Annotated in this window: 20 protein-coding genes and 1 other RNA gene; 19 read left to right on the top strand and 2 right to left on the bottom strand. The window is 51.5% G+C overall.

Going from position 1 to position 22,992, the window contains the following annotated elements:
- Positions 1-10: 10 nt before the first annotated feature.
- From rsmI to lpxC, 17 genes are all read left to right on the top strand, one after another.
- Positions 11-868 carry a 16S rRNA (cytidine(1402)-2'-O)-methyltransferase gene (gene rsmI / locus BUQ98_RS09280; protein ID WP_074213491.1) on the top strand — a complete coding sequence of 286 codons (858 nt, stop codon included), beginning with the start codon at positions 11-13 and terminating at the stop codon, positions 866-868.
- A gap of 54 nt (positions 869-922) precedes the next feature.
- Positions 923-1,302: RNase P RNA component class A (gene rnpB, locus BUQ98_RS09275), an RNA gene on the top strand.
- 251 nt (positions 1,303-1,553) lie between these two features.
- On the top strand, positions 1,554-2,012 hold the full coding sequence (mraZ, locus tag BUQ98_RS09265; protein ID WP_074213489.1) for a division/cell wall cluster transcriptional repressor MraZ: 459 nt from the start codon (positions 1,554-1,556) through the stop codon (positions 2,010-2,012).
- Between the two features lie 16 nt (positions 2,013-2,028).
- Positions 2,029-2,979, top strand: a complete 951-nt coding sequence (gene rsmH, locus BUQ98_RS09260) for a 16S rRNA (cytosine(1402)-N(4))-methyltransferase RsmH (RefSeq protein WP_074213488.1) — start codon at positions 2,029-2,031, stop codon at positions 2,977-2,979.
- Positions 2,980-2,982: 3 nt separating this feature from the next.
- Entirely contained in the window at positions 2,983-3,312 is a 330-nt protein-coding gene (gene ftsL, locus BUQ98_RS09255) for a cell division protein FtsL (protein ID WP_074213487.1), read from the top strand.
- A complete protein-coding gene (locus BUQ98_RS09250) occupies positions 3,309-5,075 on the top strand; it encodes a penicillin-binding transpeptidase domain-containing protein (RefSeq protein WP_074213486.1) in 1,767 nt (588 codons plus the stop codon). Before ftsL ends, BUQ98_RS09250 begins: the two co-directional genes overlap by 4 nt.
- Positions 5,062-6,534: a UDP-N-acetylmuramoyl-L-alanyl-D-glutamate--2,6-diaminopimelate ligase gene (gene murE / locus BUQ98_RS09245; RefSeq protein WP_074213485.1), complete on the top strand. Its 1,473-nt coding sequence runs from the start codon at positions 5,062-5,064 to the stop codon at positions 6,532-6,534. The genes BUQ98_RS09250 and murE overlap by 14 nt, the downstream gene beginning before the upstream one ends.
- Positions 6,531-7,898, top strand: a complete 1,368-nt coding sequence (gene murF / locus BUQ98_RS09240; protein WP_074213484.1) for a UDP-N-acetylmuramoyl-tripeptide--D-alanyl-D-alanine ligase — start codon at positions 6,531-6,533, stop codon at positions 7,896-7,898. The genes murE and murF overlap by 4 nt, the downstream gene beginning before the upstream one ends.
- Complete coding sequence (gene mraY / locus BUQ98_RS09235) at positions 7,898-8,980, top strand: phospho-N-acetylmuramoyl-pentapeptide-transferase (RefSeq protein ID WP_074213483.1); 1,083 nt, start codon at positions 7,898-7,900, stop codon at positions 8,978-8,980. Before murF ends, mraY begins: the two co-directional genes overlap by 1 nt.
- Before the next feature lie 2 nt (positions 8,981-8,982).
- A complete protein-coding gene (murD, locus tag BUQ98_RS09230) occupies positions 8,983-10,335 on the top strand; it encodes a UDP-N-acetylmuramoyl-L-alanine--D-glutamate ligase (protein ID WP_074213482.1) in 1,353 nt (450 codons plus the stop codon).
- A complete protein-coding gene (gene ftsW / locus BUQ98_RS09225) occupies positions 10,332-11,537 on the top strand; it encodes a cell division protein FtsW (protein ID WP_074213481.1) in 1,206 nt (401 codons plus the stop codon). The genes murD and ftsW overlap by 4 nt, the downstream gene beginning before the upstream one ends.
- Positions 11,530-12,591, top strand: a complete 1,062-nt coding sequence (murG, locus tag BUQ98_RS09220; RefSeq protein ID WP_074213480.1) for an undecaprenyldiphospho-muramoylpentapeptide beta-N-acetylglucosaminyltransferase — start codon at positions 11,530-11,532, stop codon at positions 12,589-12,591. Before ftsW ends, murG begins: the two co-directional genes overlap by 8 nt.
- A gap of 10 nt (positions 12,592-12,601) precedes the next feature.
- A complete protein-coding gene (murC, locus tag BUQ98_RS09215) occupies positions 12,602-14,059 on the top strand; it encodes a UDP-N-acetylmuramate--L-alanine ligase (RefSeq protein WP_074213479.1) in 1,458 nt (485 codons plus the stop codon).
- Positions 14,060-14,283: 224 nt separating this feature from the next.
- Positions 14,284-15,054 (top strand): cell division protein FtsQ/DivIB, encoded by a 771-nt coding sequence (locus tag BUQ98_RS09210; RefSeq protein WP_175566301.1) that lies wholly within the window; start codon positions 14,284-14,286, stop codon positions 15,052-15,054.
- A gap of 12 nt (positions 15,055-15,066) precedes the next feature.
- Complete coding sequence (gene ftsA, locus BUQ98_RS09205; RefSeq protein WP_074213477.1) at positions 15,067-16,323, top strand: cell division protein FtsA; 1,257 nt, start codon at positions 15,067-15,069, stop codon at positions 16,321-16,323.
- A gap of 33 nt (positions 16,324-16,356) precedes the next feature.
- Positions 16,357-17,532 carry a cell division protein FtsZ gene (ftsZ, locus tag BUQ98_RS09200; RefSeq protein ID WP_074213476.1) on the top strand — a complete coding sequence of 392 codons (1,176 nt, stop codon included), beginning with the start codon at positions 16,357-16,359 and terminating at the stop codon, positions 17,530-17,532.
- Positions 17,533-17,649: 117 nt separating this feature from the next.
- A complete protein-coding gene (lpxC, locus tag BUQ98_RS09195; protein ID WP_074213475.1) occupies positions 17,650-18,567 on the top strand; it encodes a UDP-3-O-acyl-N-acetylglucosamine deacetylase in 918 nt (305 codons plus the stop codon).
- 64 nt (positions 18,568-18,631) lie between these two features.
- Here the strand turns inward: lpxC and BUQ98_RS09190 are convergent, their stop codons facing one another.
- Complete coding sequence (locus tag BUQ98_RS09190; protein WP_074213644.1) at positions 18,632-19,090, bottom strand: DUF721 domain-containing protein; 459 nt, start codon at positions 19,088-19,090, stop codon at positions 18,632-18,634.
- A gap of 479 nt (positions 19,091-19,569) precedes the next feature.
- Between BUQ98_RS09190 and secA the strand changes: the two genes are divergently transcribed.
- Positions 19,570-22,293, top strand: coding sequence for a preprotein translocase subunit SecA (gene secA / locus BUQ98_RS09185; RefSeq protein ID WP_074213474.1), 2,724 nt, complete (start codon positions 19,570-19,572; stop codon positions 22,291-22,293).
- Positions 22,294-22,357: 64 nt separating this feature from the next.
- Entirely contained in the window at positions 22,358-22,753 is a 396-nt protein-coding gene (gene mutT, locus BUQ98_RS09180) for an 8-oxo-dGTP diphosphatase MutT (protein WP_074213473.1), read from the top strand.
- 29 nt (positions 22,754-22,782) lie between these two features.
- On the opposite strand, the gene yacG is transcribed toward mutT, so the two are convergent.
- Positions 22,783-22,983 (bottom strand): DNA gyrase inhibitor YacG, encoded by a 201-nt coding sequence (yacG, locus tag BUQ98_RS09175; RefSeq protein ID WP_074213472.1) that lies wholly within the window; start codon positions 22,981-22,983, stop codon positions 22,783-22,785.
- Positions 22,984-22,992: the final 9 nt, after the last annotated feature.

Genomic DNA, 22,992 nt, shown 5'->3' with positions numbered 1-22,992 from the left:
TGTTAAACAAATGACTGATGCAAATCTATCCGACCATGCTCACCCCACGCTCTATATTGTGCCGACGCCGATAGGCAACTTGGCGGACATCACGCAGCGTGCTCTCGATGTATTAGCCAGTGTCGATCTGGTCGCGGCTGAAGATACGCGTCATACCGCTCGGCTGCTTTCGCATTTTTCTATCAGCGCGAAAACTTTTGCGCTTCATGAGCATAATGAGCAACAAAAAGCTGCCGCATTATTGGCCCGTTTGCAACAAGGTCAGTCGGTTGCATTAGTCTCTGATGCCGGTACACCGCTGATTAGCGATCCGGGCTATCACCTGGTCACTCAATGTCGTGAAGCGGGCGTGAGAGTGGTTCCATTGCCCGGCGCTTGCGCGGTGGTCACGGCATTAAGTGCCTCTGGTCTGCCTTCAGACCGTTTTAGTTTTGAAGGGTTCCTGCCACCGAAAACAAAAGCACGTCAAGATACGTTCCGCGCGTTAGCGGATGATCCGCGCACCCTGATTTTCTATGAGTCACCGCACCGTATTCGTGACAGCTTGGCCGATATGCGTGAGGTGCTAGGCGATGATCGTCGTGTGGTGTTGGCACGTGAGTTGACCAAAACGTTTGAAACCATCCATGGGGCACCGTTGGGAGAACTCATCGAGTGGTTAAGTGAAGACGCCAACCGTTTACGTGGCGAAATGGTGTTATTAGTGGCCGGCCACCGTGCCGATAAAACCGCGTTACCGACGGCGGCTTGTCATGCTCTTGGATTATTGGCGGCGGAATTGCCCCTCAAAAAGGCCGCCGCCCTGGTGGCTGAATTATATTCGGTGAAAAAAAACGCACTTTATAAATGGGGCTTAGAGAATCTGTAGCTGAGCGTGATTTGCGCTGGCTTGCGTGGTTATTCTTCTATATACTCCCCCGCTCGAGTTGGCCGGGTAATCGCTGCTTTATTGATGTCCTTTGGGAGACTGATAAAGGGGAGGAAAGTCCGGGCTCCTCAGGGCAGGGTGCCAGGTAACGCCTGGGAGGCGCGAGCCTACGACCAGTGCAGCAGAGAGTATACCGCCGATGGCTCTTCGGAGCACAGGTAAGGGTGAAAGGGTGCGGTAAGAGCGCACCGCGCGACTGGCAACAGTTCGTGGCACGGTAAACTCCACCCGGAGCAAGACCAAATAGGTCCCTATTGGCGCGGCCCGCGTTTGGGGACGGGTAGGTTGCTGGAGCCTGTGAGCGATTGCAGGCCTAGACGAATGGTTACCGCCGTTTTACGGTACAGAACCCGGCTTACAGGCCAACTCACCTCCTTTTAGGGCGAGCCTTTTGGGCTCGCCCTCTCTTTTTCAGCCATCGAGTCAGACTATTTGGTTATAACCTGATGTGACTGGTTTGTTTATATCCTGATTAAGCTGCTGAAAACCCTCTTCAATATCTATAAATGTGATATTGGTCACTGTCATGGCTTGCTTGACTTTCTTTTTACCTGCTACGTACACTTCTAGGTGGGAAAATGTGGTGTAAAGTGGATAATCTTGGTGGAAAAGGGAAAATAGCGCCATGCTACGCGGCGTCAGTGCCATATCGGTCGATAAAAAAGGGCGGCTTGCCCTGCCAACACGCTATCGCGATGGGTTAATCAGCCATTGTGACGGTCAGTTTGTGTGCACGATCGATCACCAACTCCCTTGCTTGGCCTTGTATCCGGTCCCGGAGTGGGAAGTGATAGAGGCGAAGTTATCGCAGTTATCCAGCTTTCAGCCGGCAGAGCGACGCTTGCAGCGTTTATTACTGGGGCATGCGTTTGACTGCGAGATGGACGGACAAGGCCGTTTATTACTCTCAGCGACCTTGCGGCAGTATGCGGGGCTAGAGGGAAAAGCGATGCTGGTTGGCCAACTCAATAAATTTGAGATTTGGGATGATCAAACGTGGCAGGCTCAAATTCGCCAAGATATGGACACACAGGCGGAATCAAACCCGACTCTCAGTGAGCGGTTAGCTGACCTCTCTCTGTAAATAATGAAGTGAACTTATGTCAGAACAATATACCCATGTTTCCGTCCTATTGAATGAATCGGTAGACGGCCTTGCGATAAAGCCAGACGGCATTTACGTCGATGGTACTTTTGGTCGCGGCGGTCACTCTCGTCATATTCTTTCCCAATTGGGTGAAAACGGGCGCTTGTACGCCATAGATCGCGACCCTCGTGCGATTGAAGAGGCCAAGACGATCGATGATCCACGCTTCCAAATTATTCACGGTCCTTTTTCTGACATAGAAGCATATCTCAGTGAGCGTGATTTAGCTGAAAAGGTGGACGGGATTCTTCTCGACCTTGGCGTGTCCTCGCCTCAGCTCGACGATCCTAGTCGAGGGTTTAGCTTTATGCATGATGGCCCTTTGGATATGCGCATGGACCCGAGTTCAGGGCAATCGGCCGCGCAGTGGCTAGAAACCGCCAGTGCCGATGACATTGCTTGGGTGCTCAAAGTGTTTGGCGAAGAACGTTTTGCACGCCGAATTGCCAATGCTGTTGTTCGTCACCGTGAAGATGAAGAGTCATCCGCGCTCTCGACCACCAATCAGCTTGCCAAGCTGATTGATAATGCGGTGCCGTTTAGAGAAAAGAAAAAACACCCAGCGACCCGTAGCTTCCAAGCGATTCGCATTTATATCAACAGTGAATTGGATGAAATCGAACAAGCACTACAAGGCGCGCTGGCAAGTTTAGCACCCAGTGGGCGCTTGTCAGTGATTAGCTTTCACTCGTTAGAAGATCGGATGGTGAAGCGTTTTATCCGCAAACAAAGTAAAGGGCCGGACGTCCCGAAAGGCGTGCCGCTGACTGAAGCGCAGATTGCTGAAATGGGATCGGCGGCGATGAAGCCTATCGGTAAAGCGATTAAACCGTCTTCAGCGGAAGTGGAGCAGAATGCGCGCGCCCGCAGCTCGGTGTTAAGAGTGGCGGAGAAGTTAGGGTAAATCATGAAACCGCGCCCAAGTCTCGCCAAACAAATACGTCAGGATTTACTGGCGATAGGCAAGTTGCCGTTGGGGTTACTGGTGGCGGTACTGGTTTCAGCGATCGCGGTGGTATCGATGACGCAATCGACGCGCAATTTGATCGCCAAACAGGATACGTTGTTGGATCAGCGAGAAACCCTTGAAGTGGAATGGCGTAATCAATTGTTAGAGGAGAATTCATTGTCAGAGCATAGCCATGTGGAGTCCGTGGCGCGTGAATCTTTTGGCATGATTCGGCCAACCAATGATAACGAAGTGATTGTAAAACGATCTTTGAGTAAGGACCGGTGAAGAAACGTTCTAGTAAGCCAACTAACCGTCGCACGCCCAAAGCGCCACCTGTACTGATTCAGTGGCGCTTTGGTCTTATCTGCGTATTTATTGCGTTGGCTTTGGTTGCGTTGGTTGCCAGAGCTGCTTATATCCAGGTGATTGAGCCTGATCGGTTACGTCATGAAGGAGATTTACGCTCTGTACGGACCGAAGAGGTGCATTCCGCGCGAGGGATGATCACCGACCGCGAAGGCGAGCCGTTAGCGATCAGTGTACCTGTACAGGCCGTATGGGCGGACCCTGTGACCGTATTTAAACATCAGGGGTTGAAAAACGTTGAACGCTGGTACGCTCTGGCCGATGTGCTGGGCTTAGACCGTCAAGCTTTGATTGATAAGATTCAAGCGAACCGCCAGCGACGTTTTATTTATCTGCAGCGCCAAGTGCGTCCCGCAATGGCGTCTTATGTCAATCAACTTGACCTGCCTGGTGTGGGGCTAAAAGCTGAATCTCGTCGTTTTTATCCCAGTGCAGAAGTCAGTGCTCATCTGGTTGGCATGACGGGCATTGACGGGCATGGCCTTGAAGGCATTGAACGCCGTTTTGATGATTGGCTTGCCGGAGAGCATGGCAAGCGCACCGTGCGCAAAGACCGATTTGGCCGTGTGGTCGAGCACATTGCCACTGAAGACAAAAAAGAAGGCCAATCGCTGACGCTAAGTATTGACCAGCGCTTGCAGGCCATCGCCTACCGCGCGATTAAGCAAGCGGTAGCCGATTATCGCGCCACCTCTGGCTCTTTGGTGATGGTCGATGTCAAAACCGGCGAAGTGATGGCCATGGTCAATGCCCCCTCCTATAACCCTAACAATCGCAGCTCGCTAAAAAGTTTTAATATGCGTAACCGAGCCATCACGGATGTGTTTGAACCTGGCTCGACCATGAAGCCTTTTGTGGTACTGACTGCGTTAGAGAATGGTGTCGCGGATATGGACACCGTGATTGATACCGGCAATGGCATTATGCAAATCGGCGGAAGCCGGGTGCGCGACGTCTCTAAAGTGGGCAAGGCCAATCTCGCACGGATCCTCAAAAAATCGAGCAACATCGGCGTCAGTAAACTTTCTTTGGCAATGCCAGTGGAAACATTACTGGGTGAGTACGGTAGCTTTGGCTTAGGGGCGAGTACCGGCGTCGAGCTGGTGGGTGAGTCGGTGGGCCACTTTCCTTCACGTCGTCGTTGGTCGGATTTCGAACGTGCCACGTTAGCTTTTGGTTATGGGTTATCGGTGACACCGGCGCAACTTGTCCGCGCTTACGCCACCCTCGGATCGCTGGGCATCAACCGCCCACTAAGCATTTTAAAGCGAGAAGGCGTCACCGAAGGGAAGCAAGTTGCCTCGCGCGCGAATGCTTACAAAGTCTTGCAAATGCTCGAAGGGGTAACCCAGGAAGGGGGGAGTGCTCGTCGTGCTTCGGTAGACGGCTACCGTGTAGGCGCAAAAACGGGAACTGCGAAAGTGGCCGTTGCCGGTGGTTATGGTGATGAATATATCGGTTATACCGCCGGCCTGGCTCCAATCAGCGATCCGAAGCTGGCCATGGTAGTGGTGATTAATGAGCCCCAAGGTGACAAGTATTATGGCGGTCAGGTTGCGGCTCCCGTGTTTTCGAGCGTGATGAAAAGTGCGCTTCAGATTTTGAATATTACACCCGATGCGGGCACTGGCCCCGCGTTGCAAGTGGCAAAGTACGCGAACGAAGTGAATGGAAATGAATGATTTAAACCAATGGTTAAGCCCTTGGCTAGCGGATGTACCTAGTCTTCCGGTTAGGCATATCACTTTGGACAGTCGTCGAGTCGGTAATGGTGATGTGTTTATTGCCATCAATGGGCACCAGGTTGACGGTCGCCAGTTTATTGATATGGCGATCCAGTCAGGTGCGGTAGCTATCGTGCAGCAAGGCGAGCAAGACGGTGTGGCGTGGTACCAGAAGGTGCCACTGATCAGTTTGCGCGTATTGCCTGAGGCGCTTTCCGCATTAGCGACGCGTTTCTATCAGCACCCGCAACAGCACATGCGTATGATTGGGGTGACCGGGACCAATGGTAAAACCACGGTGTCGCAACTGATCGCTCAGTGGCTTGATGCCTTAGAACAACGCACAGCTGTGATGGGCACCACGGGCAACGGTTTTATTGGCGCGCTTAAAGCGGCCGATAACACCACCGGGGATGCGATCAGTATCCAATCCCAGCTTGCTGACTTTGCCCAACAAGGTGCAAGCCATGTGGCGATGGAGGTTTCTTCGCACGGCCTAGTGCAAGGGCGAGTGGCAAGCCTTGCCTTTGATGCGGCTGTCTTTACCAATTTAAGCCACGACCACTTAGATTATCACCATACCCTAGAAGCCTATGCGGCGGCGAAAAAGCAACTGTTTGAGTTAGGCTCGCCACTTAAAGTCATCAATGCTGACGATAACGTCGGTCGCACTTGGCTTAAGCAATGGCCAGACGCTATCGCTGTGGCCATGGATGCTGCCTCACTGGAAGGACACGCGGGCCCGTTTGTGCACGCAACCTCGGTGGCCTATGCCAGCGACGGGGTGCAGGTACAGGTCGATTCATCGTGGGGGCAGGGTGAGATCCATGCGGCGCTCGTTGGTGATTTCAATGTCAGCAATCTGCTGGTGAGCTTAGCCACCTTATTGGGGCTGGGCCATCCGTTCGCGCCGTTATTGGCCGTGAGCCCGCAGCTGCAAGCTGTCACCGGGCGGATGGAGGTTTTTCTTGCCGCTGACAAACCCACAGTGGTGGTTGATTATGCTCACACGCCCGATGCACTAGAAAAAGCATTGCTTGCGTTGCGACGTCATTGTAAAGGGGCACTGTGGTGCATCTTTGGTTGCGGCGGCGATCGTGATACACGTAAACGGCCGTTAATGGCTCGTTTGGCTGAGCAGCACGCGGATCATGCGGTGTTAACCAATGATAATCCCCGCAGTGAAGATCCGGAAGCCATAACCCAAGACATGCTAGCAGGCATGGAGGCGCCAGAGCGTGCATGGGTAAAACACGACCGCGCAGAGGCGGTGAGCCAGGTCATCCAACAAGCGAAAGCCGAGGATGTTGTCCTGGTCGCGGGCAAGGGCCATGAAGATTACCAAGTTTTGGCGCATGGCAAGGTGCACTATTCCGATCGAGAGACGGTGGCGGCGCAACTCAAGGAGTTATCATGATTCGGACCCCACTCGATACCCTCGTTCACGCGGCGAACGCGACGGTTTTACAGCGTGAACGGTTGCCAGCGAATACCCAGATTGATGCCATCACGACCGATACCCGTGAACTTGGCGAAGGTGCACTGTTTGTTGCCCTGCAAGGGGAGCGCTTTGATGGACATCATTTTGCGGAGCAAGCCAAAGAGGCCGGTGCTGCAGCGATGGTGGTCGACCGCCCGCTAGATGTTGCGATACCACAATTGCTGGTTGAGGATACGCGTATTGCCCTCGGCCAACTGGGCGCCTGGGTGAAAAGCCAGTGTCAGGTGCCCACCATTGCCATTACCGGTAGCTGCGGTAAAACCACGGTGAAGCAAATGCTGGCGGCTATCCTTGCGCAAAAAGGGCCAACCTTAGCCACTGCCGGCAACTTCAACAATGATATTGGTGTGCCGCTGACCCTGTTTCGACTGACGCCTGAGCATCAGTATGCGGTGATTGAGCTGGGGGCAAACCATATTGGCGAAATCGCCTACACCACGTCTTTGGTCAAACCCGATATCGCCATGGTCACCAACTTAGCCGCTGCCCACCTTGAGGGATTTGGCTCGATGGAAGGAGTGGCGATTGCCAAAGGCGAGATTTATCAAGGTTTGCCAGAGGGCGGCATCGCGCTGGTGAATCAACGTAGCCATGGCGCTGACAAGTGGCAAGCGGTGCTGGCCGACAAGCAGGTGATCCCAGTGACTGCCACCGAGGCGGCACCACTGACCGTTGTCGATAGCATCCTCACTGATGCGGGCTGTTATCAGATCTCGCTGAGTGACGGGCAAGACCAGAAAACAGTGACGCTCCCGTTGCCCGGTCAGCACAATATTACCAATGCGCTGATGGCCGGTTGTGCAGCGATGCAGTTACCTGGCGTAAGCTTGGACGATGTGGTGAATGGCTTAGCCACGGTAGAAAACGTGGCGGGCCGCACCCAAGTCAGTGAACCTCGTCTTGGGTTGAGACTGATAGATGACACTTATAACGCTAGTGTGCCAGCGATGAAATCCGCGATCGATGTACTGGCTAGCTACCCGGGCGAGCGTTGGCTCATTGTCGGCGATATGGCTGAACTTGGGCAGTACAGTGAACCAATGCATCGTGACGTGGGAGAGCATGCCGCGAAAGCGCAATTAACCCAGGTTTTCACGACTGGAAACGATAGCCGTGTGATCAGCGAATGCTGTGGCGGTGACCATTTTGATAGTAAAGAGGCGCTCATTGCGCATGTAGTAGCCATGATGAACACACACACACCTGACACAATTCTAATTAAAGGCGCTCGCGGGATGGCGATGGAAGCCGTTGTTGCCGCCATCAAGGAGGCTTGCTAATGCTTTTATGGTTAGCGGAGGCGCTACAAAACCTCTTACCTTCAATGCGTTTGTTTGAATACCTCACCTTCCGAGCGATTGTGAGTGCATTGACCGCGTTGTTGTTCTCGCTATGGGCCGGACCGCGTTTGATTAAACGCTTACAATCGATGCAGATTGGTCAAGTAGTGCGCGAAGAAGGGCCCGAATCTCACTTTAGCAAACGCGGCACGCCGACAATGGGCGGAGTGCTGATCGTGGCTGCCATCAGTTTGACGGTCTTTTTATGGGCAGACTTGGCCAACCCTTATGTTTGGGCGGTGATGGTTGTCCTGCTTGGCTATGGCGCGGTGGGCTTTGTCGATGACTACCGCAAGGTGGTGCGTAAAAATACCGACGGGCTCGTGGCGCGCTGGAAGTACTTCTGGCAATCCGCCATTGCATTAGGCGTGGCGTTTGCCCTCTATGTGCATGGCAGTGACACCGCCGCCACCCAGTTGGTGGTGCCGTTTTTCAAAGACGTGATGCCACAGCTTGGGCTTTTCTACATCGTCTTTACCTACTTTGTGATTGTCGGCACCAGCAATGCGGTGAACCTGACTGACGGATTAGATGGCTTGGCCATTTTGCCTACTGTCATGGTTGCCGGTGGGTTTGCCTTTATTGCTTGGGCGACTGGTAACGTCAATTTTGCCAGCTATCTGCATATTCCATATATCCAATACAGCAGCGAGCTGGTGGTCGTGTGTGCCGCGATTGTCGGTGCTGGCTTAGGCTTTTTGTGGTTTAACACGTATCCGGCACAAGTGTTCATGGGCGATGTCGGCTCGTTGGCATTAGGTGGCGCGCTAGGGACCATCGCGGTGTTGGTGCGCCAAGAGCTGTTGCTGATCATCATGGGCGGCGTGTTCGTGATGGAAACGGTATCGGTGATTTTGCAGGTTGGCTCCTATAAATTGCGCGGCCAACGTATTTTCCGCATGGCACCGATTCATCACCACTATGAATTAAAAGGCTGGCCAGAGCCGCGAGTGATCGTGCGCTTTTGGATCATATCGTTGATGCTAGTGCTGATTGCCCTGGCGACACTCAAGGTACGTTAATCATGGCAGCCGCGTTCCAGCGTTCACTCACCGAGTTTCGCCATATTGTGGTGATGGGCTTGGGCGTTACTGGGTTATCCGTGGTGCGCTTTATTGCGCGTCATCACCCTCAAGCGCGCATTCGCGTGATGGACTCACGGGCTCAGCCGCCCGGGCAAGATCAGTTGCCCGATAACGTCGCGTTGCACACCGGAAGCTGGTTGCCCCAGTGGTTAGCGGATGCTGATCTGGTGGTGGCTAACCCAGGTATTTCGCTGCAGACGCCAGCGTTGGCGCCAGTCCATGCAGCGGGTACACCTGTCGTGGGAGACATTGAGCTATTTGCGTGGAACTGCGATAAGCCGGTAGTGGCGATCACCGGCTCCAACGGCAAAAGCACCGTCACGGCGCTGGTGGGCGAAATGGCGAAAGCGAGCGGGATTGACGTCGGAGTGGGTGGCAATATTGGTGTCGCAGCGTTAGATTTACTCGAGCGTGGACACGAGCTGTATGTGTTAGAGCTCTCGAGCTTTCAACTCGAAACTACCAACTCGCTGGTGCTCGATGGCGCAGCGTTCTTGAATTTCTCAGAAGATCATATGGATAGGTACGAGAGCTTGGCTGATTATCGGACCGCCAAGTGCCGTATTTTCACCCATGCGACCACCTTGATTGCCAATGCCGATGATCCGCAAACGCACGATGATCTGCAAACGAATAGCGCCTCCTCCATGCGTTTATTTGGTTTCCACCAAGGCGATTATTGCCTCATCACCCACCAAGGGGAGGCGTGGTTATCGGCACATGGCGACCCATTACTACCCGTTTCGTCGTTGGGATTGGTGGGACGTCACAACGTGGCGAATGGGTTGGCGGCCATGGCACTGGCTGACAGTGTCGGCATCAGCCAACAGGGACAAAAAGCGGCACTCAGCACGTACGCAGGCCTCCCACATCGTTGTCAAAAGGTCGCCGAGCACCAGAACGTGGTGTGGGTGAATGATTCAAAAGCCACCAATGTGGCGAGTACACTAGCCGCCTTGGATGGGCTTGAGCTAAAAGGGCACTTGCATTTGCTAGTGGGGGGCGATGGTAAAGGCGCAGACTTTAGTGCCTTGCAACCCGCGTTAGCAAAGTTGGATGTGTCGCTGTACTGTTTTGGTAAAGATAAAGCACAGTTAGCGGTACTTGATCAACGCGCGCAGTGTGTGGATACCCTGCCACAAGCGATGGAAGCGGCCGCTAACCAAGTGGCGCCCGGTGACATGGTGCTGTTATCGCCTGCCTGCTCAAGTTTGGACCAATTTGCTAATTTTGCCGCCCGTGGTGATGCCTTTATCGCGGGTGTGGAATCAATTATCGCGAGGCACGCATGACCGTCCGCAGCCTTCCTCAACACTGTTGGCAGTGGCTTCGGACGCCATCTCCGGGCGCGCTGTACGATCGTCAATTAGTGTGGACGTCGTTGCTGTTGATGGTCATCGGGCTAGTGATGGTGACCTCCGCGTCGATCCCTGTTGCTTTGAGATTAGCGGATGCCCCGTTTTTATTTGCCAAACGGCATGCCTTATATCTGACTGTTGCGATTGTCGCCGCCATTGTGGTGATGTACGTCCCGGTAAAACTGTGGCAGCGCTATAGCGGGTGGATGTTGTTAGTTTCATCCATCCTTTTGTTGGCCGTATTGGCGATTGGACGTTCGGTCAATGGCGCTGCGCGCTGGATCTCTATTGCGGGGATCAATATCCAACCCGCTGAGATCGCCAAGTTATCTCTCTTCGTGTTTTTGGCCGGCTATCTCGTACGCCGTCATGGTGAAGTGCGAGAGCATTTCCGTGGGTTTGCTAAACCGCTTGCCGTTCTACTGTTTTTTGCAAGCTTACTGTTGGCACAGCCCGATTTAGGCTCAGTGGTGGTGATGTTTGTCACCACTGTGGGCATGTTGTTTATTGCGGGAGCGAAGTTATGGCAGTTTATTGCGCTATTGATCACCGGCCTGACCTTGGTAGGAGGCTTGATTATCGCCGAACCCTACCGAGTGCGGCGTGTAACGGCGTTTTTGGACCCATGGCAAGACCCGTTTGGTAGTGGCTATCAGCTCACTCAGTCGTTGATGGCATTTGGTCGTGGTGATTGGTTTGGACAAGGGTTAGGTAACTCAATCCAAAAATTGGAATACTTGCCAGAAGCGCATACCGACTTTGTGTTTGCCGTCATCGCCGAGGAGCTCGGGCTAGTGGGCGTGAGCCTTATTTTGTGTTTGATTTTTTGCCTTGTATTTAAAGCCCTTTTTATCGGTAAACGCTGTCTTGAGCAAAGCCAACTCTTCGGTGGTTTTTTGGCTTTTGGGATCGGTATTTGGTTTGCCTTTCAAACCATGGTCAATGTCGGGGCGGCAGCCGGAATGTTGCCGACTAAGGGGCTAACGTTACCGTTGATCAGTTACGGAGGCTCAAGCCTAGTCATTATGGCGGTCGCGGTGGCACTTTTATTGCGCATTGATTATGAATATCGTCTCGCCACTGCCCAGGCACACCAAAAGAATCCTTATCAAGGTAAAGATTATAACAATGAGTAAAAAACGATTATTAGTAATGGCAGGTGGCACTGGGGGGCATGTTTTCCCCGGGCTTGCGGTTGCAACTTTCTTAGAAAATCAGGGATGGGAAATCTGCTGGCTAGGCACAGCCGATCGCATGGAAGCTGACTTAGTGCCGAAATATGGTATCGAGATCGCATTTATTCGCGTGAAAGGCTTGATTGGTTCCGGGCTGATGCGCAAGCTACGAGCCCCTTGGATGATCCTGAGTGCGATCTGGCAGGCGCACCAAGTGATTAAACGCTTTAAGCCTGATGCGGTATTAGGCATGGGAGGGTACGTCAGTGGGCCCGGTGGGATCGCAGCGTGGTTGAGCGGTGTGCCAGTAATCCTTCATGAACAAAATGCAGTCGCGGGGTTAACCAACCGCTGGTTAGCCAAGGTAGCCAAGCAAGTGTTACAAGCGTTTCCAGGGGCTTTTGATGGAAAAGCGGTGGTGGGTAATCCCGTGCGCCGAGACGTCTGTGAGATCGCTGCCCCTGAGCAACGCTTTAGTGAGCGTAAGGGGGCCCTGCGGGTGTTGGTGATGGGTGGCAGCCAAGGGGCGCGTATTTTAAACCAAACTGTCCCCGAGGCGATGGCGCTGACTGACCAAACGGTCACGGTTCGTCATCAAGCAGGAAAAAATAACGCCGACCAGACACGTGACGCTTATCAACGTGCAGGTGTCAGTGATGTGGCGGTGAGCGAGTTTATTGATGATGTGGCTAAGGCCTATGCGTGGGCGGATGTCGTGATTTGTCGCAGTGGTGCTTTGACTGTGTCTGAGCTGGCGGCTGCCGGTGTGGGGGCGATCTTTGTGCCCTTTATGCATGCCGATCGTCAACAAGCACTCAATGGTGATTACCTCGTGGCCCGAAAGGCGGCTTTGATGATTGAACAACCATCACTGACTGCTCGCTCGCTTGCTGAGACAATCAATCGTTTAGATCGCCACAGCCTTTTAGCGATGGCCACGGCAGCGCGCCACGCTGCCATCATTGATGCAGATGCCCGCGTCGCGGATGCGATTACCGCGCACGCAAACAAATAGAGAACAGATAATGGGTAAATTGGATAATCAGCAGCTAGAAAAACTTCGCACCATGATCCCGGAAATGCGCCGGGTTAAACAGATCCATTTTGTGGGAATTGGCGGTGCAGGCATGTGTGGTATTGCTGAGGTGCTGATTAACGAAGGTTACCAAATAACCGGCTCGGATCTTGCACAGAATATCGTCACTGAACGTTTGGCATCCATGGGGGCGCAGATTTTTATCGGTCATCAAGCCAGCCATATCGAACAAGCCAGCGTTGTTGTGGTGTCGACTGCGATCAAGCCCGACAACCCAGAGGTCGAAGCGGCAAAAGCGTTGCGTATTCCGGTGGTGAGACGGGCAGAAATGCTTGCCGAGTTGATGCGCTATCGGCACGGTATTGCCGTTGCTGGCACACATGGCAAAACCACCACTACCGCCATGGTCACGCAGATATTCTCAGAAGCGGGGTTAGATCCCACTTTTGTCAACGGCGGCTTGGTGAAAAGTGCCGGTACCAATGCGCGATTAGGCAGCAGTCGCTACCTGATTGCTGAAGCAGATGAAAGCGACGCGTCGTTTTTGCATTTGCAGCCAATGGTCTCGATTGTCACCAATATTGAAGCTGACCACATGGATACGTATGGCGGTAGTTTCGCAAAATTGCAGCAGACATTTATCGACTTTCTCCATAATTTACCGTTCTATGGCTTAGCCGTCGTGTGCATTGATGATCCTATTGTCCGTGAGTTGATTCCTGCGATTGGACGCCAAGTGATCACCTATGGGTTCTCCGAAGATGCGGATGTATGTTTACATGATTACCAACAGCATGGTCAGTGTGGTGTGTTTAAAGTGGCACGACCCGGTCGCGAGACCTTAACTATTCGGTTGAATACTCCTGGTCAGCACAATGCACTCAATGCCGCGGCGGCGATTGCGGTGGCCACCGAAGACGGCGTGGACGATGAGGCAATCTTACGTGCTCTTGCTCTCTTTGAAGGGACGGGTCGACGGTTCGACCAATTAGGGGAGTTTCCGGTCGATGACGGGGCTGCATTGTTGGTGGATGATTATGGCCATCACCCGAGCGAAGTAGATGTCACCATTAAAGCGGCTCGCGCTGGTTGGCAAGACCATCGTTTGGTCATGATCTTTCAACCGCACAGATATAGCCGGACGCGGGATCTTTATGATGACTTTGCCAATGTGTTGGAAAAAGTGGACGTATTGCTGATGCTAGACGTGTACTCTGCGGGAGAGACGCCGATTGCAGGTGCCGATGGTAGAAGTCTATGTCGTAGTATTCGCGCTCGCGGTAAGCTGGATCCTATTTTTGTCCCTAATCCAGAGGCTTTACCCTCAGCGTTGGCGAATGTTCTGCAACCTAATGACTTGGTTTTAACACAAGGGGCGGGAGATATTGGTAAAGTCGCGAAAAATTTGGCAGCCAAACAGCTAGACAAGGCTAAAATGGCACAATAAGAAGCATGCGAGCAGGATAAAAATAACGGCTTATATAGGTTATTACGATGAAAAAGTATTTTTTTATCGTATTTGGGAGCAAAATTGCTCGCAATAGATCCCAGCTTGCTCATTAAAGTGTGTATCTGTATTGGAGTGCACGACGCGGGATCGCTATAATCAGTCGGTTTTTTCGCTAAGGGTGTCAAGCAGAGCCGACACAAGGCGATAAGATAGGTATGAGCATGGTCAATGCCCTTACACGTGTGCAAGCAATGATACAGCTGGATCGTCAGAAAGGTGCGTCATTCGCATTTTTGATGGGGGTTATTATCCTGATGTTGTTCGGTTTAGTCCGTGTCATGAATTGGATGAGTGATGAACAGCAGCTCCCTTTATCACAACTGGTGGTAGAAGGTGACCAGGCGCATGTAACGGCGATGCAAGTCCGTGATGCGGTGTTATCAGACGGCAACTTAAAAAGTTTTATGTTGCAGGACGTGGATCGGATTCAGGCCAGTATTGAAGCGCTGCCCTGGGTAAAACATGTCGCGGTAAGAAAACAATGGCCGGATACTTTAAAGGCACATATCACCGAGTATCGTGCCAGTGCAATTTGGAATGGTCAAAAACTGCTGACACCAGACGCTGAGGTATTTCAAGGCGCACCGAGTGATGTCGCGGATACACCGCTTATCTCGTTACATGGCACCAAGGGTTCGGCAGAAGAAGTGTTGCGCACGAGCCGTGAACTGGAAGATGAGCTTCGCCACATTGGGCTATCCATTCAGGCGTTATCACTGAACAAACGGCGTTCATGGCGCATTATAACACGAGATGGCGTACGGATTGAGTTAGGGCGAACGGCAAGACAAGAGCGACTCGCGCGATTGGTGAGTTTATACCCACGGATTAAAGCGCAGGATAAAGCCATTGCCTACGTTGATTTACGTTATGACACGGGTGCAGCCGTAGGCTGGAAATCAGAGACAGACGACGCGAATAGCCAAGATTAAGAGATGGTGTGAATGAATAAAACGACAGATAAGTCACTGATAGTTGGGCTCGATATCGGTACGTCCAAAGTGTCTACGCTGGTGAGTGAAGTGCTGCCAGATGGCACCATCAACGTACTTGGTGTCGGAAGCAGTCCATCCCGTGGCATGGATAAGGGTGGCGTCAACGACTTAGAATCTGTGGTTAAATCTGTCCAGCGCGCGGTGAATGAAGCAGAAATGATGGCAGATTGCCAAATCAGCTCTGTTTATCTTTCTTTGTCAGGGAAGCACATTCACTGCCAAACTGAGAGAGGGATGGGGACGATTTCGGATGAAGAAGTTACCCAAGATGATATAGACAACGTGATTCATACCGCGAAGTCGGTCAAGATCAGTGATGAGCAGCGCGTACTGCATGTGATCCCGCAAGAGTACAAAATTGATTACCAAGAAGGGATCAAGAATCCGCTCGGTTTGTCCGGGGTGAGAATGGAAGCAAGTGTGCACCTCATCACATGTCACAATGACACGGCAAAAAATATTGAGAAAGCCGTTGAGCGTTGTGGTCTTAGCGTTGATCAACTGATTTTCTCCGGGCTGTCAGCAAGCCATGCCGTGATCACACCGGATGAACGAGAGCTGGGTGTGTGCGTTGTCGATATCGGCGGCGGCACCATGGACTTGGCAGTATGGACGGGAGGCGCACTTCGACATGCAGAAGTGATCCCCTACGCGGGTAATGTGATTACCAGTGATATTGCTTATGCCTTCGGTACACCACTGGCTGATGCAGAAGACATTAAAGTGAAATATGGCTGTGCATTGAGTGAGTTGGTGAATAAAGACGCAAAGGTGAATGTGCCAAGTGTAGGAGGACGCCCATCACGCACGTTGCAACGACAAACCTTGTCAGAGGTGATAGAGCCGCGTTGCTCCGAATTATTGGGGCTGGTGAACCAAAAGTTAGTCGCTATCCAAGAAAAATTACGTAGCGATGGGGTAAAACACCAAATGGCGGCTGGGATTGTGCTCACAGGAGGAGCATCACAGATGCATGGATTGGTTGAATGCGCAGAACGCGTGTTCCAAAACCAGGTCCGAGTCGGGCCACCAGTGAATGTGACTGGACTGACTGATTACGTGCAATCCCCTTGTTATGCAACGGCGGTTGGACTTTTACATTACGGTAAAGAAAGCTTACTAACAGAAACGAGTGAACCAGAACAAAAGCGGGCTGTGGCTAGCTGGATTAACAAGCTGAGTAGCTGGTTCAAGAAAGAATTTTAACCCTGATGCGAACAGGAAGGACGGAGAGAACTCATGTTTGAACCGATGATGGAAATGTCTGACGATGCAGTGATTAAGGTCGTTGGCATTGGCGGTGGCGGCGGTAACGCCGTTGAACATATGGTGCGTGAGTCAATCGAAGGGGTTGACTTCATTAGCATTAATACAGATGCCCAAGCACTACGTAAAAGTAGCGTAGGTACGGTCATTCAAATTGGTGGTGATATTACTAAAGGCCTAGGCGCTGGGGCAAACCCGCAAGTAGGTCGAGATTCTGCACTCGAAGATCGCGATGCCATTAAAGCTGAGCTCGAAGGTGCCGATATGGTATTTATCGCAGCTGGAATGGGCGGTGGGACCGGAACCGGTGGTGCCCCTGTGATCGCAGAAATTGCGAAAGAAATGGGGATCCTAACGGTTGCGGTTGTGACCAAACCATTTAGCTTTGAGGGTAAGAAGCGATTAGCCTTCGCCGAGCAGGGGATTGAAGAGCTGTCGAAGCAAGTCGACTCGCTTATCACGATTCCTAACGAAAAGCTGCTTAAGGTGTTAGGTCGTGGCATTACGTTGTTAGATGCATTTGCGAAAGCAAATGATGTGTTACGCAATGCGGTACAGGGGATCGCTGAGCTGATCACTCGCCCTGGTCACATCAACGTCGACTTTGCTGACGTCCGGACCGTGATGTCAGAAATGGGACACGCCATGATGGGCAGTGGAGTGGCAACCGGCGAAGACCGTGCGGAGGAAGCTGCAGAAATGGCGATTTCGAGCCCGCTTCTTGAAGATATCGATCTCGCGGGTGCACGTGGTGTCCTGGTCAATATTACCGCAGGCTTTGATATGCGACTCGACGAATTCGAGACCGTGGGTAACACTGTCAAAGCGTTTGCGTCAGACAATGCCACCGTGGTCATCGGAACATCGATGGACCCAGAAATGAGCGACGAGCTGCGAGTGACTGTTGTGGCGACCGGGATTGGCAATGAACGTAAGCCAGATATTACCTTAGTCACCAATGCACAGTCAGGGCAAGCACAGGCCGAGCCTAAAAAGGCACAGCCTTTGCAAGATAAACCTAAGGCGGCAAGTACAAACCCTGCGGCGAAAGAGCAGCCGGCTGCATCGTCATCGAATGCGGCACCAAAATCGCAGACCGAGCATGATTATCTCGATATTCCTGCGTTTTTGCGTAAGCAAGCTGACTAATCGCAATTGCTTGGTTTGTAGCCAGTGATGTGCTACCATCACGCTCCCCATGTCTAAGGTGACAGGGTAATGAGTGACGCAGAGCACACTTTTTTGAGAAAAAGTTGAGATAAGCCGATGATTAGACAGCGAACATTGAAAAGTATGGTCCAAACGACTGGTGTGGGTCTCCACTCTGGGCGTAAGGTTACGCTTACTCTGCGTCCGGCTCCTGCAAACACGGGTGTGATTTATCGTCGCACTGACATGGAGCCACCGGTTGATTTTCCGGCCGATCCTAAAGATGTGCGCGACACTATGTTGTGTACGGCCTTAGTCAATGACGCGGGTGTTCGCATCTCAACCGTTGAGCACTTGAGTGCCGCGATTGCAGGTATGGGTATCGATAACATCATTATCGAAGTGAATGCGCCAGAAATTCCAATTATGGATGGTAGCTCAAGCCCGTTTATTTTTTTACTGCAGTCTGCGGGCATTGATGTCCAAAATGCGCCAAAACGCTTCATTCGTATTAAAAAGCCTGTTCGCATTGAAGACGACGATAAGTGGGCGGAACTCCTGCCATACAATGGCTTCCGTCTTGACTTTGCTATCGAATTCGACCATCCAGCGATTGAATCGGAACAGCAAAATTTGGTGTTAGACTTCTCAAGCCAATCTTTTATTAAGGATTTGAGTCGCGCACGTACCTTTGGTTTTATGCGTGACATTGAATACTTACAGTCTCAAAACTTGTGCCTCGGCGGCAGCTTTGACTGCGCCATCGTTTTAGATGATTACCGTATCTTGAACGAAGAAGGGCTGCGCTTTGATAATGAACTGGTTAAGCACAAGGTGCTTGACGCGATTGGTGATTTGTATATGTGCGGTCATAGTATTCTCGGCGAGATGCGTGCGTACAAATCTGGTCATGCGTTAAACAACAAGTTGCTTCGTGCTGTGTTGGCCGATCAAGAAGCGTGGGAGTGGGTGACGTTTGAAGAAACTGAAACATCACCAGTCGCATTTGCGGAGCCAGGAATGGTGCTAGCCTAAGACGCTGCCCAACAAGGGTGCAACGCACCATGTTTGAGCGTTCACACGATGAAAAAGCCAGAGATTACTCTGGCTTTTTTTGATCTGCGGCGAGCTTGGCGAGCGCATTAAGCCGTGTTTTGAGTTTTGGGGATGCACTTTCACCGAGCGCCCGGAGTAACTCACCAGAGGCTTGACTCAGATGACGCGAGGCTACCTTTTTATCGTCTTTTCTGTCTACGGCAGCCAAAGCCGGATTAATTTTCACTTCAATGGTTGTTAGACTGGCGAGTCCTTTTTTTCGCAACACAGACAGCAGGTGTTGCCGCTCGTAGTTGAGCCGCATTGCCCATGCCGCGCTGCCGACTTCAACCACCAACACACCGTCACGATAATTGGCAACACGACAGGCCTTGGAGGTTTCACCGGGAAGTAGTGACAATATCAACGTGTTTAACTTGGCTAGCTCAACAGCACGTTGGGCAATGTTGTTTGGGTCGCTCTCCAATAGGTGTAAAGTTGAGCGAGGGCGATGGTCTCTCATAGCGCGATAACTGCCTTTTTTATCATCTATTCGGTGCTTGAACGGGCGCACAGCGTCTAATTTTCGCTAATTGATCCCTTGAATCCTAGATTTGTCATAGGATGTGAAGGTAATTTACCTTATCATACATGCACCACCTCAGCATGCAGCCTACCAACTGAAATACTGGCTTTTCCCTGAGGTGAGCACAGTATAGAACAATCATTCACAGGTAAGTGTCGCATGGGTAAGGCGATGAGGGCGTGTTTTATCGCTCCGCCTATCACATTTATAATCAGTCACGTAGAAATTGTTGTGAAGCGGCGTAAGCGCCCTTGAATTCTATCCGATTTGGCTCCACCTAAAAGAGATGCGTATTGGTATCTCTTGTTGAATCGATGAGCTTAAGCCAATCCGCGATGAACTGAAACACGCCAGCATTGTGGCAGTGTAGCGGCCGCCCATGTGGGAAGACCATTAAAAAGAGTACCGACAACGCCATGTTATCGAAAGTCCTGACTAAAGTTATCGGAAGCCGTAATGACCGCACCTTGCGTCGGCTGCGAAAAGTTGTTGATGAAATCAATAAACTCGAACCCCAATTTGAAGCGTTGAACGACGATGCGCTAAAAGCTAAAACCATTGAATTCCGTGAGCGCCTAGACCAAGGTGCTGAGCTGGATGATCTTATTCCAGAAGCCTTTGCCACCGTCCGCGAAGCCTCGAAGCGTGTCTTCGGTCTACGCCATTTTGATGTGCAGATGATTGGCGGTATTGTGCTACATAACGGCCAAATCGCTGAAATGCGCACGGGGGAAGGTAAAACCCTGACTGCCACGCTCCCATCATACCTGAATGCCTTAACCGGTAAGTCGGTGCACATCATCACCGTCAATGATTACTTGGCCGAGCGTGATGCGGAAACCAACCGTCCCTTGTTTGAGTTTTTAGGGATGACGGTTGGAGTGAACGTCCCTAATATGCCACCTGAAGCCAAGAAAGCCGCCTATGGATGTGACGTATTGTACGGGACGAATAACGAATTCGGTTTTGATTACTTGCGTGACAACATGGCATTTCGCGCCGAAGATCGAGTACAACGCGATCGTTACTTCTCCATCGTCGATGAAGTTGACTCAATTTTGATCGATGAAGCACGTACGCCGTTGATCATCTCGGGTCCGGCGGAAGATAGCTCGGAGATGTATCAGCGTATCAATGCCTTGATCCCGAGCCTGAAACAGCAAGAAGAAGAAGACACCGAAGATTATCAAGGCGATGGCCACTTCACGGTTGATGAGAAAGCGAAGCAGGTTTACATGACTGAAAACGGACAAGAGTTCGTTGAAGATCTGCTGAAGAAAAATGGCCTGATGGGTGAAGACGATACCCTGTACTCACCAGCAAACATCAGTCTTATTCATCATATTAATGCCGCGCTACGTGCGCATGTGTTATTTGAGCGTGATGTCGACTACATCGTGAATGACGATGAAGTGATTATTGTCGACGAGCATACGGGCCGTACGATGCCGGGTCGTCGCTGGTCGGAAGGCTTACACCAAGCGGTGGAGGCTAAAGAAGGGGTGAAGATTCAAAATGAGAATCAAACCCTCGCCTCGATCACCTTCCAGAATTTCTTCCGTCTATATGACAAGCTATCGGGTATGACTGGGACCGCCGATACCGAAGCGTTTGAGTTCCAGTCGATTTATGGCCTCGATACTGTCGTTATTCCGACTAACCGTCCGATGGTACGTAAAGATCATGCGGATCAGGTCTATATGACCGAGAAAGAAAAGTTTGTCGCGATTGCTGAAGATATCAAAGCACGCGCAAAAGCAGGTCAGCCTGTGTTGGTGGGGACGGTATCGATCGAAAAGTCCGAGCTATTGTCTGATGCGCTTAACAAAGACGGCATTAAGCACCAGGTTCTGAATGCGAAGTTTCACGCCCACGAAGCCGACATTGTTGAACAAGCCGGTTATCCAGGAGCGGTCACTATTGCGACCAACATGGCCGGTCGAGGTACCGACATCGTTCTGGGTGGTAGCTGGAAACAGGTGCTGGGTGAGGTAGAAAGTCCGACCGATGCACAAGTTGAAGCAGCGAAAGAAAAATGGCAACAGCTGCACGATCAAGTCGTCGAAGCCGGTGGTTTACATATCATTGGTACCGAGCGCCACGAATCTCGTCGTATTGATAACCAGCTACGTGGTCGTGCCGGTCGTCAAGGCGATCCGGGCTCAACTCGCTTCTATCTCTCAATGGAAGACTCACTGATGCGCATTTTTGCCTCAGAAAAAGTCTCTAACATGATGAAGCGACTGGGTATGGCTGAAGGCGAAGCGATTGAACACCCTTGGGTGAACAAAGCGATCGAAAATGCGCAGCGTAAAGTCGAAGGTCGTAACTTTGATATTCGTAAGCAGTTGCTCGAGTTCGATGATGTCGCCAACGATCAGCGTAAAGTCGTGTATGAATTACGTGACGCGCTTCTCGTCTCAACCGATATCAGTGAGATGATTGAGCACAACCGCGAAGATGTGGTCAATACCATTGTTAATCAATATATCCCACCACAGTCACTAGAAGAGCTGTGGGATATCCCTGGCCTTGAAAAGCGTCTTAAAGCTGATTTCGACATTGAACTACCTATCCAGCAATGGTTGGATGACGATGACAAGCTGTATGAAGAGTTGCTGCGTGAACGTATTCTGACCGCCTTGATTGAGGTCTACAAAGGCAAAGAAGACGCTGTTGGCGCCGAAACATTACGCAACTTTGAAAAGGCCGTCATGTTGCAAACGCTGGACACGCTTTGGAAAGAGCACCTAGCGGCTATGGACCATCTTCGTCAAGGCATTCATTTGCGTGGTTATGCGCAGAAAAACCCTAAACAAGAGTATAAGCGCGAGTCGTTTGAGCTGTTTGAGGGCATGTTAGACGCATTGAAAACCGATGTTGTGACTACATTGAGCCGTGTCCGTGTTCAACAGCCTGACGAAGTTGAACGTATGGAAGCAGAACGCCAAGCACGGGCGGAACAAGCGGCACGTCAGCAACAAGTCAATCACGCGCAAGCTGAAAACCAGTTTGATGATGGCGAAGCTGGAGAGCCGGGTAATGATACCGTGGTCCGTGATGGACGAAAAGTGGGCCGAAACGAGCCTTGTCCTTGCGGTTCAGGGAAGAAATTTAAGCAGTGTCACGGTAGAATCTAGACCCTGACCATGCATTATCGAAAAAGGCCGTTTTATCGGCCTTTTTTTATTATCAGGAGAATTCATGAAACGGGTGAGTATTGCCGCAGGCATCATTGTCAACCTGGCTCAAGATAAAGTGTTTATAACACGTCGTCATGCCCAAGCGCATCAAGGTGGCAAGTGGGAGTTTCCAGGTGGAAAAATTGAAGGTAGCGAGACGCCTAAACGCGCTTTGCTCCGTGAACTACAAGAAGAGGTGGGAATTGACGCTAAGGACGTGAGCCCGTTTATTTCGTTGGACTTTGATTTTCCAGACAAAGCATTGAGTTTGGATTTCTTTTTAGTCTGTGATTTTGACGGAGAGCCTACTGGTTGTGAGGGGCAAGAGGGCGTTTGGGCGCCGATCGCTGAATTGGATGACTATGCGTTTCCTGAAGCGAACGACGCTGTTCTTGAGAAAATTCGCGCACGGTTTTGAGCCCGATGGGCGAGATTGGGGCAGTTCGGTTAGTTGTGCTGCTCCTCTGACCAAAGATCATCGTCCGACACATCGACCGGACCAGGAATGGCTTTTTCTTCACTCGCCCATTCGCCTAAATCAATTAGTTGGCAGCGTTTACTACAAAATGGACGATGTGGACTCACCTCTCCCCAAACCACAGGCTGTTGACAGGTCGGACATTTTACCACAGTGGGGGCATCACTCACGTGCTTCTC

Origin of the sequence: Salinivibrio sp. ES.052, assembly GCF_900141775.1 — a bacterium.
Lineage (GTDB): Bacteria > Pseudomonadota > Gammaproteobacteria > Enterobacterales > Vibrionaceae > Salinivibrio.
The sequence above is the reverse complement of the archived record's forward strand: the minus strand, read 5'-3'. Positions and strand labels throughout refer to the sequence as shown.